This is a genomic window from Ochrobactrum quorumnocens, assembly GCF_002278035.1.
GTDB classification, from domain to species: domain Bacteria; phylum Pseudomonadota; class Alphaproteobacteria; order Rhizobiales; family Rhizobiaceae; genus Brucella; species Brucella quorumnocens.
In genome coordinates this window covers 2319246-2333979 of sequence record NZ_CP022604.1, presented here as the reverse complement: position 1 = coordinate 2333979, position 14734 = coordinate 2319246, and the positions used below count along the sequence as shown (strand labels likewise).

The following is a 14734-nucleotide window of genomic DNA, read 5'->3' as shown; positions in this document are numbered from 1 at the left end:
GCTGCCCAGCGCAACTGGCACGATTTTTGTTTCTCTCAGTCTGAACCGGTCTTTTCAGCGCAGACGCGTTTGAAGCCGCCATTCGACGGAGATACTCGATGCTCATAACAGGAAGATTCAAGCAAATGGCTTTGGCCACCTTGCCAGCACTGCTCGTTCTTGCAGGAACGGCACTGGCGCAGGATGCAGCCGCAACCGCTCCGACCCCGACCCCGACCCCGACCCTTGATACCGGCGATACGGCCTGGATGCTGACTTCAACCGCGCTCGTGTTGATGATGACCATCCCGGGTCTGGCGCTGTTCTACGGCGGTATGGTGCGCAAGAAAAACGTACTTTCGACGGTCATGCAGAGCTTTGCCGTCACCTGCCTTATGTCGGTTCTATGGATGGTCGCGGGTTATTCGCTGGCCTTCACGGATGGCGGCTCCATGAACCCTTATATTGGTGGTCTCTCCAAGGCATTCTTCTCCGGCGTGACGATGGACTCGCTCACGGGTACCATTCCGGAATATCTCTTCATCGTCTTCCAGATGACCTTCGCGATCATCACGCCAGCACTTATTGCTGGCTCGTTTGCTGAACGCATGAAGTTTTCGTCCATGCTCGTCTTCCTGACGCTGTGGCTCTTCATCGTATATATCCCAGTGGCTCACTGGGTTTGGGGCGGCGGCTTCCTCGGTTCTGACGGCGTTCTCGACTTTGCCGGCGGTACGGTTGTTCACATCAATGCCGGTGTTGCTGGCCTTGTTGCAGCGCTCATCATTGGCAAGCGCGATGGTTACGGACAAACCAATATGGCGCCGCATAATCTCGTTCTCTCGGTTATCGGTGCAGCCCTTCTGTGGGTTGGTTGGTTCGGCTTCAATGCGGGTTCAGCTGCCGGTGCAAACTCCCTTGCAGCTGTTGCCATGCTCAACACGCAGGTTGCGACCGCTGGTGCGGCTCTCGCCTGGATGTTTGCGGAATGGGCGATTGCCGGTAAGCCAAGTGTTCTTGGCATTATTTCGGGTGCTGTTGCAGGCCTGGTTGCGGTTACCCCTGCTGCTGGCTTCGTCAATCCAACGGGTGCGCTCATTCTGGGCGTCATCGCAGGTGCCGTCTGTTATGTTGCAGCCGTCAAGATCAAGCATGCGCTTGGCTATGACGACTCGCTTGATGCATTCGGTGTCCATGGCGTCGGCGGTTTTGTCGGTGCGATCCTGACGGGTGTCTTTGCTGACGCGACGATCAATGCAGCCGGTGAAGGTGCAACCGTTGGCAAGCAGTTCTTTGGCGCTGCGATCACCGTTGTCTACACAGCAGTTGCAACGGCAATCATCCTTTATGTGGTCAAGGCCGTTATGGGGCTGCGTCCAAGTAAGCAGGCCGAAATGGAAGGCCTCGATATCGCTTTGCACGGCGAGTCTGTTCAGTAGAACAGGTTTGTCTCAACAGGAAAAAGGCGCGGGAAACCGCGCCTTTTTCATTTCCACTTTTTGTTCTCTCGCATCTCTCCTGTTATTTCTTTGTGTGGAAGCCTGCATGGTTAATGGGGAATTAACCATCGCCCCGTTAGGATCGCCCCGATTCATTGCGCCCGAGGCTTAACAACCAGACGGCAATAAAACATGGTTCGGGACAGGCTTTATGCGGCAAGGATATTCGCCCTCATACCCGCTGCGTGACGAGCGGATTTCGGAAGACAGGCTGAAACTGGCCAACATCTTCCGCAGGCAGTTCTATATCCTCTTTGGGCTGGGGTTGCTTTCGCTGACCGCTGCGGCTGTGGGTGCGCTTGCGACATGGAATGTTGCTGACCCCAGTCTTAGTCATGCCACGGATAATCCCGTAACCAACGCGCTTGGCTATCCCGGTGCCGTATTTTCCGATCTCGCAATGCAGTTCTTCGGCCTTGCGAGTGTTCCGGTTTTGCTTCCTCTGGTCATCTGGTCGCTGCTGCTCATGACGCGCGGCGGTATAAGCCGGGTTGTGAAGCGCAGCTTTGCATGGATGGGTGCTGCTTTGCTGTTTGCAGCCATCGCGAGCTGCTTTGCCGTGCCGGAAAGTTGGCCAATGCCTATTGGTCTTGGCGGCGTGTTTGGTGATATGATGTTGCGTCTGCCTGGGGTGTTTCTCGGTGCATTCCCGCAAGGTGCCATCGCATCGGGAATCGCGCTGGTGCTTGCTTTGCCTGCTTTGTGGCTTTGCCTGTTTGCAAGTGGAATTGTGGGGCGTCGTGAGGCACTGCTCAACACACGGGCTTCGCACGGCGCACCTGTTGAAGATGATTTTGCAGATAATGACGATGACGAGGACGAAAGCTCTTCAGGCGGTCTGTCGCAGTATGTTGGTGCTCTGACACATACGGTGCTCAGTGTATCCGCGACTTTCAAGCGACTCACTGGCCTCAACCGTCGTAAGCCGCGCGAAGACGTATATGGTGATATGCGCAGCGTACGCCGCACCGCTGAAACCCGAAACAGTGCACGTCGCGAGCCGGGCTTTGGCGGCGCTTCTTCCGAGCAACCACCATTCGATACCGATGACGACTTTGATGGCGGCATGGAAGCTGCCCCGCTTGCAGGTGAAGAATGGCATGATACGCCGCCACAACGCTCCAAGGCGCGCGTTGGCGAACGTGCGCCTGCACCGAAGAGCGGTGCGCGTATTCAGCGCGAAGCACAGCCCTCATTTCTGAAGGAAGGCGGCGCGTTTGAAATGCCGTCCCTGCACTATCTGGCTGAACCCAAATTGGTTCAGCGCGATGCATCGCTTTCCAAGGATGCGCTCGAACAGAATGCGCGTCTGCTTGAAGGTGTGCTGGAAGATTTTGGCGTGCGCGGCGAGATCATCAATGTGAAACCGGGGCCTGTTGTTACGCTTTATGAACTTGAACCGGCACCCGGTATCAAATCGTCCCGCGTGATTGGCCTGGCTGATGATATCGCTCGCTCGATGAGCGCGATTGCTGCCCGCGTCGCTGTTGTCCCGGGTCGCAATGTCATCGGCATCGAGTTGCCGAACCAGAAGCGTGAAATGGTTTATCTGCGCGAGATGCTGGCAAGCCGCGACTTTGAGCAATCCAAATCCAAGCTGGCACTTGCGCTCGGTAAGACCATCAATGGCGAGCCGGTGATTGCCGATATTGCCAAGATGCCGCACTTGCTGGTGGCCGGCACGACGGGTTCCGGCAAATCGGTCGCGATCAACACTATGATCCTGTCGCTGCTCTATCGTATGACGCCGCAGGAATGCCGTCTGATCATGATCGATCCGAAGATGCTGGAACTCTCCATCTATGATGGTATTCCGCATCTCTTGACCCCGGTCGTGACCGATCCGAAAAAGGCCGTTGTCGCGCTCAAATGGACCGTGCGCGAAATGGAAGACCGCTATCGCAAGATGTCCAAAGTCGGCGTCCGTAATATTGACGGCTTCAACCAGCGTGTCGGTCAGGCGCAGAAGAAGGGCGAGCAGATCGCCCGCACGGTGCAGACCGGTTTTGACCGCAATACAGGCGAAGCGATCTACGAAACCGAACAGCTCGATCTCGAACCAATGCCGTATATCGTCGTGATTATCGACGAAATGGCTGACTTGATGATGGTTGCAGGCAAGGACATCGAAGGTACGGTGCAGCGTCTTGCACAGATGGCGCGTGCGGCTGGTATTCACGTCATCATGGCAACACAGCGTCCGTCGGTCGACGTTATCACCGGTACGATCAAGGCAAACTTCCCGACCCGAATTTCCTTCCAGGTGACGTCCAAGATCGACAGCCGTACGATTCTTGGTGAGCAGGGTGCCGAGCAATTGCTTGGTCAGGGCGATATGCTGTTCATGGCAGGCGGCGGACGCATTCAGCGTGTGCATGGCCCATTTGTCGGCGACGATGAAGTTGAACGCGTTGTCCAGCACCTCAAGCTTCAGGGCGTGCCGGAATATCTCGATGCTATCACCGAAGATGACGATGAAGATGAAGGCGGTGGTCCGGCTGGAACGTCGAACCTTGAAAATTCCGACGATCCATATGATCAGGCAGTTGCAGTCGTATTGCGCGATAAGAAGGCTTCGACTTCCTATATCCAGCGTCGCCTCGGCATTGGCTATAACCGTGCGGCTTCGATCATCGAACGGATGGAGGAAGAAGGCATTGTGGGGCCTGCCAATCACGCAGGCAAGCGCGAGATACTGGTGCCAACGGAAGACGACTACTAAGGCCGAGGTATTTCGGCTTATCAGTTGCCACACTGGTGCCTAACTGCCGGATTATTTTAAGAAGATGATGAAAACAGAGAGTTTGCTGATGATGTTCTCCCGCATTTCCGTATTTGCGAAAGCCAGCCGTTTCGCAGCCTTCCTCGGATTGGGAGCATTGGTTCTTGGTGCAGCTGTGCCAGCGTTTGTGCCAGCTGCAGCGCAGGCGCAAGGTGCGGGAAACGCCGCCGCAGCTCAGCAGATTGCGGATCATTTTTCGTCGGTTCGTACAATGACTGGTGAGTTCGTGCAGTTTGGTCCCAAAGGCGACCAGACCGGCGGCACTTTCTATATCGAGCGTCCGGGCAAAATCCGTTTCAATTACAACAACTCGCCAGTGCGGGTAATTTCGGATGGCAATCAGGTTGTCATCAACAATCGCAAGCTCGACACTTGGGATATGTATGCGCTTGGCACAACGCCGCTAAAACTGCTTCTTTCTGACAAGATCGATCTTGGTGGCGGTCGCCTTCAGAGCGTCAAGCAAGACCCGGATATGACTACACTGGTTATAGGCGACAAAAAAGTTTTCGGCAGCTCCAAGATCACGCTGATGTTCGAGCCAAAGACCTACGAGCTCAAGCAGTGGACCATTACCGATGCGCAGGGGCTTGATACGACGGTGATGATCTTCAATCTGCGTACGGGTGTACGTTTCACCGATGATATGTTCAAGATCGACTATCAGCGCATCGCGATGAAACGAAAAGGTCAGTAATAGTCAGCTTAGAGCGGTTCCAGTTAAAATTGAATCGTTGGATTCGCTCTATCTGCCTGTTTTTGCGCGCATCTTATCCGAAAACCGTTTCACACTTTTCGAGATGCGCTTTAGTTGCTGCCTGATGTTTGCATTTTTTGGATAAATGGTTAGGTTCGCGACCATCTTTTGATGACCGCGAGTCTTTTTCCCATGACCTTTTCTGTTGCTACCTGGAACATCAATTCCGTTCGCCTGCGCATGCCGCTGGTCGAGCAGTTCTTGAGCGATTATCAGCCTGATGTTCTGTGTCTGCAGGAAACCAAATGCCCGGACGATCAATTCCCTTCCAAGGGTTTTCGTGCGCTTGGTTATGAGCATATCGCGATCAGTGGTCAGAAGGGCTATCATGGCGTTGCAACTATTTCCAAGCGCCCGCTGAGCGATGTCGAGAAGATCGGCTTTTGCGAAATGGGCGACTGCCGCCATCTCAGCGCGGTTGTTTCAGCCGGCGACAAAAAGCTGCGTATCCATAATTTCTACGTGCCTGCGGGCGGTGATGAGCCGGACCCGGTAATTAATCCAAAATTTGCGCATAAGCTCGGTTTTCTTGAGGAAATGCGAGCGATTGTGGCAGACAGGCAGGACGGAAATTCGTCGATCCTGGTGGGCGATCTCAATATCGCGCCACTCGAAAACGATGTCTGGTCGCACAAACAGCTTCTCAAGATCGTCAGTCACACACCGATTGAGACCACAACGCTGGAAGATCTGCGTGTGAAGGGTGGCTGGAGCGATCTGATGCGTCAGGTCATTCCAGCAGACCAGAAGATTTATACATGGTGGAGTTATCGCGCCAAGGATTGGGACGCCGCTGACCGTGGTCGCAGACTTGACCACATCTGGGGCTCTGCTGATCTCGAAGCTCATATGAAGGAGCTGCAAATTCTGCGTGAGGCGCGCGGCTGGGAGCGTCCTTCGGACCACGTGCCTGTCATCGCGACATTTGATCTGGATTAAGATCAATGGTAATAAGCTATTACAGAGCAACGGCTCTGTAATCTGACGCTAGTGAACAATGTTTGGCCGCGTATACCTATTATTAAGGCGGCGAACGAATATCAGAGCGGTTCAAGTTAAGACTTAGTCGTTGGAACCGCTCTATCTATTTTCTTTCGCATTATCCTATGCAAAACCGCTTCGCACTTTTTCTATAAATGCTTTAATAGGAGCTCAAATCGATGAACCAGAACACACTGTTTCTCATAACCAGTGTCTTCAATGTTTCTATGGTTCGTCATGATGGCTCTATTCACAATTCACGATATTTCCTGCGCAACGACTGACGGTCGTCTTCTTTTTCAATCCATCGATCTCAGCATTGATGCAGAGCGTATTGGTCTTGTCGGACGCAACGGTGTCGGCAAGTCTACGCTTCTGCATATAATTAGCGGTGCCGTGCCGCCAATGAGCGGCTCTGTAAGTGCGAATTGCACGGTTGGTGTTCTTCGACAAGACATCTTGTCTGGACTTGCAGATACGCTGGTCGATCTCTTCTGCGTGCGCGATGAGTTTGATATACTTGCCCGCATAGAGGCGGGCGTTGCCAGCGATGATGATATCAGCACCGCGGATTGGTTGCTTCCGCAACGTTTTCACCGCGCACTGAAACAGTTAGGTCTGCCGGATATAATTCCTGAAACAAGACTTGCTGCGTTGAGTGGCGGGCAACAAACACGTGCGGCACTGGCAGCTTTGATATTTCAGAGCCCTGATCTGATTTTGCTGGATGAACCGACAAACAATCTTGATCGTGACGGACGGCAGGCCGTGATTGGTCTGCTGCGCGGTTGGCGTGGCGGCGCTGTTGTGGTTAGCCATGATCGCGAATTGCTGCGCGAGATGGATCGGATTGCAGAACTGACGTCATTGGGAATGAATTTTTATGGCGGAAACTGGGACTTTTACGCGGCCCGGAAAGCCGCAGAGCTAGAGGTTGTGAAACGCGACCTGAATTTTGCCCAGCACCAAGAAAAGCAGATTGAAAAAGAAGCGCAGCGCAAACTTCAAACGCGTGTGCATGGGTCTGTCCGCTCCGTTGCTCAAGGATTGAAGAGTGGCGCGGATCGGGGCGCAATCCACGCCTTGAAGAACCGCGCTGCTGGTGCGCGGAATATGGATGCAAGCACGATCTCATCGCGCCAGCTTGATAAGGCGAAACAATTTGTTCAGGCTGCTGAGAAACAGATTGAGCGGCTGACCCCGTTTGGTTTTGAGATAAAGTCAGCCGAAGTGCCTGCGAGTAAGGTACTGCTGAAACTTGATAAGCTGACGGGAGGTCCGGCACCGGATTTCCCGATTATCCAGAAGCTTTCGCTGACAATTATGGGGCCAGAACGGATCGCAGTTACAGGGCGTAACGGGACCGGTAAGACCTCATTGTTGCGGTTGATCGCAGGCGAGCTAAGGCCTCTGGAGGGCGAGATTGAAAGAAACGCGCATATCATCTTTCTCGATCAGCAGCTTAAGCTTCTCGACCGGACGAAAAGCCTGTTCTGGAACTATCGCAACCTCAATCCAAGCTGCAATGATAATGATGCTCGTGCGGCTTTGGCGCGATTTGCTTTTCGAGGAGATGTGGCCCTTCGTTTGGCTAAAGAGTTAAGCGGTGGCGAGTTGCTGAGGGCCGGGCTTGCAGCAACACTTGGGGGAACAGAGCCGCCACAGTTGCTCATACTGGACGAGCCAACCAACCATCTCGATATTGCGTCTATCGAAACGATGGAAACTGCGCTCAACGCTTTCGATGGCGCGCTTCTGGTGGTCAGCCATGATCAGGCATTTCTTGATACGATAGGTATTCAGCGCGTCATCGCGCTCTAAAAAACTATTCGAGAAAAATGAAGTTCAGAAAAGGACAAAAGAGCAATGGATCATACGGCACTTTTTCAAACGATCAGATTTATCAGTTTTTACAGGGCTTGCGATGTCTTCTCTTCTTACTCTTCAGGATGTTTCCTGCGTCACGGCTGATGGCCGTAGTCTTTTTTCCGGTATTAATTTCAGCGTCACCGAAGGCCGCATCGGCCTTGTCGGGCGCAATGGTATCGGTAAATCCACGCTTCTGAAAATCATGAGCGGTGATTTGAAGTCCACAAGCGGAACTGTTACTCGAAGCGGCAGGATTGGCGTGCTCGCGCAAAATATCGGCAGCAATGGCGAGCGTACTCTGGCCGATCTGTTTGGTGCGTGCGATGCTTTTGATAGGCTAGCGCGTATTGAAGCGGGCGCGGGCACGGATACGGATTTCGAACAGGCAGACTGGTTGTTGTCGCATCGCTTTGATGAAGCTTTGCAGATGTTCGGGCTATCGCTTGAACCGCAAACCTCGCTCTCCGAATTAAGCGGTGGGCAGCAGACGCGCGCAGCACTTGCAGCCCTTTTGTTTCAAGAACCCGATCTCATATTGCTGGATGAACCGACCAATAATCTTGATCGTGATGGGCGTCAGGCGGTAGCCGACATGCTTGCAAAGTGGCAGGGCGCTGCAGTCGTCGTCAGTCATGATCGTGAATTGTTGCGAACCATTGATACGATAGCTGAGCTTTCGCAAGGTGCTCTAACGCTCTATGGAGGCAATTGGGATTTTTACCACGCACGCAAGGACCAGGAACGGGAAGGGGCTGCTCGCGATCTGGAGGTTGCTCAGCGCGATTTAAAGCAGGTCAGGCTCAAGGCGCAGGAAGCTGCAGAACGGCAGGCGAAGAGCGATGCACGAGGGCGCAAGTCGCGTGCTGATGCAGGCATGAGCAAGTTGCTGCTTGATGCCCGAGAGGATCGTGCACAGAAAACCGGCGGCCGCGGCGATGTGCTTGCTGAACGCAATGCAGATCGTGCTCAAAACCAGTTGCGCGAAGCGGAAGCAAAGGCCGAACGCGTCAAGCCCATGCGTTTTGACATCGAGGCATCGCTTTCACCCTCCGGGCGTGTGGTTCTGGAAATGCAGAACGTTTTTGGCGGGCCGGTACGGGAACACCCGGTCATTCATGATTTCTCGCTCAAGATTGTCGGACCGGAGCGTATCGTCATTCGTGGCGCAAATGGTGCAGGCAAAACCTCGTTGCTACGTTTGATTACCGGGGATTTGCAACCCATTGCGGGGGAGATCCGGCGCTTTGTGCGCATTGCGATGTTTGATCAGCAGATGAGCCTGATAGATCGCGATGCGACGCTTTATGAGAATTTCCGACGATTAAACAAAGGGGCCAGCGATAATGATGCCCATGCAGCACTTGCGCGGTTTTCGTTTCGTGGTGAAAGTGTATCGCGTCTTGCAGGAGGCTTAAGCGGTGGCGAATTGCTACGCGCAGCTCTTGCTTGTGTTCTGGGCGGTACGCTCAAACCTGAACTGTTGATTCTCGATGAACCGACCAACCACCTTGATCTCGATTCCACAGAAGCGCTGGAAGCGGCCTTGAATGACTATGAGGGCGGGTTGCTGTTGGTGAGCCACGATCAGGCCTTCCTTGACGCCATCGGCATCGAGCGGGAGCTACAGTTATAATTTGAGCGGTTCCGGTTAAGACTGAATCGTTGGAACCGCTCTAACTGTTGTTTCTACGCATTATCCTCACGCAAAACCGGTTCCCACTTTCGGGATAAAAACATGCGTATAAATAAAGACTTAAAGCGCGCCGCGCTTTAGTCGTCGCTGCCAAGGCGCGGGCCCACTTTTTCAATATCGCTGATCAATTGCAGCAGATTTTGGCTGATATGTGCATGCAGCGAGGCTGCAGCTTCCGGATATTCTTCCAGAATGCGCCGGAAAATGGCGCGGCTGATGCGGATAACTTCCGTCTCCTCTTCAGCCATGGCACCGGTAAGGCGTGTGGTTTGCGCAATCAGCGCCATTTCGCCCAGCATCGCACCGGGGCCGACGGGGCGGATCGTGATCCGCCCTTCGTCTGCATCGTGAAACAAGGTGATGTTGCCAGATACGACGATATAGCCGCAGTCAGCGCTTTGGCCTTCGCGGAAGAGCTCACGACCGGCGCGCAGCACCAGTCGTTCTGCTCCAAAGGCGAGCAGACGCAACTGTTCGGGAGTGAATGACTCGAACAGGCCTACTGAGCCGAGAATGCGAATATCGTCATCGAGCGCCATAGCTTGTCAATACACCCGCATCAGGCGCTGTCCATCATGGGACAAGTTTGTATCCCCCGCTTTCTGTAACCAGAAGCGACGCATTTGACGGATCCTTCTCGATTTTCTGGCGCAGGCGGTAGACATGGGTTTCCAGTGTGTGGGTCGTGACACCGGAATTATAGCCCCACACTTCCTCAAGCAGCACATCGCGGCCGATAACCTTGTCACCTGCACGATAGAGATACTTGATGATCGCCGCTTCCTTTTCAGTCAGGCGGATCTTGCTGCCCTTCTCATCAAGAAGCAGCTTCTGGCCCGGCTTGAAGGTGTAAGGTCCGACGATGAAAGTCGCGTCTTCGCTCTGCTCGTGCTGGCGCAACTGCGCACGGATACGAGCAAGGAGTACAGCAAACTTGAAAGGCTTGGTGACATAATCATTCGCGCCCGATTCAAGGCCGAGGATCGTGTCCGATTCCGTATCGTGACCGGTCAACATGATGATCGGGGCCTTGAAGCCGCCTTTGCGCAGAAGCTTTACCGCTTCGCGACCGTCCATATCCGGCAGACCGACATCCATGATCAGCAAATCGACGACGCCATTGCGAGCGGTCTGAATGCCTTTTGTGGCGTTGTCTTCCTGAACGATCTGGAACTCTTCGCACAGCTCCAGCTGTTCGACGAGGATGGAGCGGAGATCTTCGTCATCGTCCACAACCAGTATTGTACGACCTGTCATGCCTGTCCTCGTTACTCTTTGATTCAAATAGTTGTTCGTGTTTTATGACATTTAATGGCGATAAGTTGAAGCCGTGAAAAAACGCGAGAGCTTTTCGGGTATAGCACCAAAAGTTTTCAAGCAGTCAGCATTTGAGGAGGCAGGCTTGACCAGAAATCAAAAAAGCCGCGGAATTGGCATCATCGACGTACGGGCAAAGCCCGGCCATAAGACGCGCGGCCTGCTTGCTGCTGGCAATTTGGTGCTCGAATGTGCGCTTGGCAAGGGGGGAATCAGTGCTTTTAAGCGCGAGGGCGACGGCGCAACGCCGCTTTCGTCCATGCGATTGCTTTACGGCTATCGACGCGGGGATGCAGGGCAGCTGCCTTCATCCCGTCTGCCCTTGAGACGTGTCCGCAAACTGGATGGCTGGTGCGATGCGCCAAATGACGCCAATTATAATCGTCCCGTCAATCTGCCCTTCAAGGCAAGTCATGAGAAGATGTGGCGCAATGACGATGTCTATGATGTCTGTATTGTCATGGACTGGAACATCAACCCGCGCAGGCGTGGCTGCGGCAGCGCGATTTTCTTCCATCTCAGTCGTTCAGGCTTCAGCCCGACTGAAGGCTGTATAGCATTGAAGCGCGCCGACATGACGCGCCTCTTGCCGCATTTGACCAACAGAACTGTTATCCGCGTCCTGCGCTGATTAGAGCGCGATGCGCTCTAATTTTTATCTTATGCATTATCAACGCAAACCCGCTTCGCACTTTTGGCACAAATGCTTTAGTGCGCCGCCGCAGGCACGATCTTCACTTCATTGCCCTCGGCATCGTAGAGCTTACCATTGAGGATGTAATCGCCGTCATGCAGCTCTGCGATTTGATGGTGGCGAATGATGCGTTCGGTGCCTTCAGCAAAAACTGACATCTGGTCTGAATTGCCGCCTTTGAATTCGTTGAACATCAGGTTGAGTGCGATTGCCATCAAAGCGGCGGAGCTGATACCTGAATGGAAAATGGTTTCAAACCAAGCCGGGAACTGATGGTAGAATTCCGGCGCTGCAATCGGGATCATTCCGAAACCGATGGAGGTCGCCACAATGATCAGATTGATGTTGTTCTGATAATCGACCTTTGAAAGCGTACGGATGCCGCTTGCAGCGACTGTACCAAACAGCACGATACCGGCACCACCCAGCACCGCAGGCGGCACACAGGCAATCACGCGTCCCATCACAGGCAGAAGACCTAGCGTGATCAGAATGAGACCACCCGTTGCCACCACATAACGACTTTTCACACCGGTTACGGCCACAAGGCCAACATTCTGTGCGAAAGCACTTTGTGTGAACGAGCCGACCACAGGTGCAAGAATGCTTGATGCCATATCGGCACGCAGACCATCGCCCAGACGGCGCGAATCGACCTTGGTTTCCAGAATATCGCCTACCGCCAGAATATCGGCAGATGTTTCCACCAGCGTAACGATGATGACGATGAACATCGACAGTGTCGCAGCAATGCTGAAAATCGGCCATCCAAAGTGGAAGATCTCGGGCAGTGCCATCACGGGCCCTTCCGATACACGGGAAAAATCGGTCATGCCGAGCGCCCAAGCAATGCCCGTACCAATAACCATGGCGAGCAGGATTGAAAGGCGTGAAATCGTGGCATTGCCGATCTTGCTCAACAGCAGCACGATCAGAAGCGTAAGCCCGGCAAGGCCGATATTGCCCATGCTGCCGAAGTCTGGCGCTTTGCTGTTCCCACCCATTGCCCAGCGTGCGGCAACCGGCATCAATGTGAGGCCGATGGTTGTAATCACAATGCCGGTGACAAGCGGTGGAAAGAAGCGTGTGACGCGCGAGAATATCGGCGTAATGAGAAAGCCGATCAGAGATGCAGCCATCACCGCACCGAGTACCACTTGAAGCCCGGCTTCTCCTGTTTGGGCAGATGTGACGATGGCGACCATTGTTGCGACACCGGCGAATGATACGCCCTGAACCAGCGGAAGCTGGCAGCCGAAAAACGGAATGCCGATGGTTTGCAGAACGGTTGCCACACCGCCCGCAAACAGCGAGGCGGTAATCAGCAGACCGATCTCACTGGGGCTGAGGCCCGCTGCCTGACCGATAATGAGCGGCACCGCAACGATACCGCCATACATGGTCAGAACATGCTGGAAGCCATAAGCGAGATTGGCCGCAACAGATAGTTTTTCATCTTCGGGACGTGGACTGGCCACCATCCCTGTTGGGTGTGTATTCACGTTTATCCCTCCCGATGTCTCTCCTCAAAGACAGGGGGCGAGTATATCCTTCACGGGTCAACTGACTGCATTGCTTTTGGTTGAAGTTGTTTTCGATGTGAGCGGGTGAATGCAATCACCTCGACGCTTCGCGCATCGCATCGCTCAGAACGGCAAAGATATAGGGTTCAGTTGATTGTGCAACATTGAAACGCAGATAGCGTGTCGCACTGCGGGATGGGCTGAAGACATCGCCTGGTGCGAGAACAACACCCTTTTGGAGCGCATAGCGGGCGATCTGTCCCGAATCCGTACCTTCGGGCAATTGCGCCCATAGAAAAACGCCACCTTGCGGTTCTGTCCAGAGTTCAAGTCCGGTTGCTTTGAGCCGTTTTGCAGTCATGGTCATCGCGTCAGCGAGTTTCGCACGCAGATTGTCGATGTGGCGACGGTAGGTGCCGTCGGTCAGAAGTGCATGTACTATCTGCGCTGACAAAACATTGCTGCTAAAGGATGTGGCTAGCTTGAGGTCTGTGAGGCCATCGATCCAGTCACGGCGAGCGGCAATATAGCCGACGCGCGCTGCAGCCGAGAGCGTTTTCGAGAAGCTGCCGATATGCAGCACACGATCAAAGCCGTCGAGTTCAGCCAGAAGCGGTGTGGGCGAGGAATGAAAATCACCAAAGATATTGTCTTCCACCAGCTTGATGTCGTGCACTTCCGCAAGCTTCAGCAAACGATGTGCCGTGGAGGGTGTCATGGTGCCGCCTGTTGGATTGTGCAGACCCGCATTGGAAATATAGAGCTTTGGCGCGTGCTCGGCGGCTGCCTGTGCGAAAGCCTCAAGATCAGGTCCTGTATGGGTATAAGGAATGCCAATGAGTTTGACGCGATGCGAAAGCAGCGACGCCTGAAAATTGAAATAACAAGGATCGTCGACCAGCACCGTATCACCGGGCTGCAACAGGAAGCGGCAGATGAGATCGATGGCATGAGTGCCGGAATCGGTCAGCAATATATCGCCGCCCGAAATATCGATGCCCTGCTCGGATAATTTTCGCGCCAGATGATTGCGCAACGGGCGAAAGCCTAGAGGCTCGCCATAGGCGACGAGATTGCTGTCCTCATCACGCGCGATGGTGCGCATGGCACGGCGAATGCCTTCGAGCGGTAGCCATTCATCCGGTAACCAGCCGCAGCCGGGCTTATAGGTCTTGTCATCTGCTTCAAGCGACTGACGCATGACCCAGAAAGGATCAATCTGCCGGTCCTTATGGGGAGCGGCGCTTGCCAGCGTAAAGGGCTGGCGCCCACGCTCGGAAACATAAAAGCCAGCACCACGACGCGACTGGATGATGCCTTCAGCGACCAGTCGGTCATAGGCTTCTACAACAGTTGATTTGGAAACATGCATGGTTTCAGCCAGACGACGTATCGATGGCAGCCGGGCACCGGGAGCAAGGCTCATGGCCCCAATACGATCCCGGATGATGGTCATGACCTTTTCGACAAGCGGCATCTTCTCAGACGCGGCCTTTTCATCGCTGCGCTTGCTTTGTCCGCCGAGATAGGCGGCCTCTACAGCCTCGAGGCTGCGCAATAGGCCTGTCGAAATCATCTGTACTATTCCTTGTATCAGTACAGTTTACCAAAATTGTCCGGTAATTGTCTCTGATTATTTG

Annotated in this window: 11 protein-coding genes; 7 read left to right on the top strand and 4 right to left on the bottom strand. The window is 53.9% G+C overall.

Going from position 1 to position 14734, the window contains the following annotated elements; translation table 11 throughout:
- Positions 1-98 precede the first annotated feature (98 nt).
- The 6 genes from CES85_RS20850 to CES85_RS20825 all read left to right on the top strand — a co-directional run bounded on the left by CES85_RS20850 (position 99) and on the right by CES85_RS20825 (position 9500).
- The gene (locus CES85_RS20850; protein ID WP_095447601.1) at positions 99-1418 is read left to right on the top strand and encodes an ammonium transporter; all 1320 of its coding nucleotides are present in this window, start codon (positions 99-101) and stop codon (positions 1416-1418) included.
- A 211-nt stretch (positions 1419-1629) separates the two neighbouring features.
- Positions 1630-4200 (top strand): DNA translocase FtsK, encoded by a 2571-nt coding sequence (locus CES85_RS20845; protein ID WP_095447600.1) that lies wholly within the window; start codon positions 1630-1632, stop codon positions 4198-4200.
- An 88-nt stretch (positions 4201-4288) separates the two neighbouring features.
- Positions 4289-4957, top strand: a complete 669-nt coding sequence (locus CES85_RS20840; protein ID WP_191793336.1) for an outer membrane lipoprotein carrier protein LolA — start codon at positions 4289-4291, stop codon at positions 4955-4957.
- Between the two features lie 192 nt (positions 4958-5149).
- Positions 5150-5956 carry an exodeoxyribonuclease III gene (xth, locus tag CES85_RS20835; RefSeq protein WP_095448004.1) on the top strand — a complete coding sequence of 269 codons (807 nt, stop codon included), beginning with the start codon at positions 5150-5152 and terminating at the stop codon, positions 5954-5956.
- A gap of 279 nt (positions 5957-6235) precedes the next feature.
- A complete protein-coding gene (locus CES85_RS20830) occupies positions 6236-7819 on the top strand; it encodes an ABC-F family ATP-binding cassette domain-containing protein (RefSeq protein WP_095448003.1) in 1584 nt (527 codons plus the stop codon).
- Positions 7820-7922: 103 nt separating this feature from the next.
- A complete protein-coding gene (locus CES85_RS20825; protein WP_095447598.1) occupies positions 7923-9500 on the top strand; it encodes an ABC-F family ATP-binding cassette domain-containing protein in 1578 nt (525 codons plus the stop codon).
- Between the two features lie 137 nt (positions 9501-9637).
- Here CES85_RS20825 and CES85_RS20820 read toward each other — a convergent pair whose 3' ends face one another.
- Together CES85_RS20820 and optR are read right to left on the bottom strand one after the other, a co-directional pair.
- Positions 9638-10099: a cyclic nucleotide-binding domain-containing protein gene (locus CES85_RS20820; protein ID WP_095447597.1), complete on the bottom strand. Its 462-nt coding sequence runs from the start codon at positions 10097-10099 to the stop codon at positions 9638-9640.
- Positions 10100-10133: 34 nt separating this feature from the next.
- Positions 10134-10817, bottom strand: coding sequence for a response regulator OptR (gene optR / locus CES85_RS20815; protein ID WP_095447596.1), 684 nt, complete (start codon positions 10815-10817; stop codon positions 10134-10136).
- A 145-nt stretch (positions 10818-10962) separates the two neighbouring features.
- Between optR and CES85_RS20810 the strand changes: the two genes are divergently transcribed.
- Positions 10963-11508, top strand: coding sequence for a L,D-transpeptidase family protein (locus tag CES85_RS20810; protein WP_095448002.1), 546 nt, complete (start codon positions 10963-10965; stop codon positions 11506-11508).
- A gap of 77 nt (positions 11509-11585) precedes the next feature.
- On the opposite strand, the gene CES85_RS20805 is transcribed toward CES85_RS20810, so the two are convergent.
- Both CES85_RS20805 and CES85_RS20800 read right to left on the bottom strand, forming a co-directional pair.
- Positions 11586-13052, bottom strand: coding sequence for a nucleobase:cation symporter-2 family protein (locus CES85_RS20805; protein WP_095447595.1), 1467 nt, complete (start codon positions 13050-13052; stop codon positions 11586-11588).
- A 136-nt stretch (positions 13053-13188) separates the two neighbouring features.
- Positions 13189-14670, bottom strand: a complete 1482-nt coding sequence (locus CES85_RS20800; protein WP_095447594.1) for an aminotransferase-like domain-containing protein — start codon at positions 14668-14670, stop codon at positions 13189-13191.
- Positions 14671-14734 lie beyond the last annotated feature (64 nt).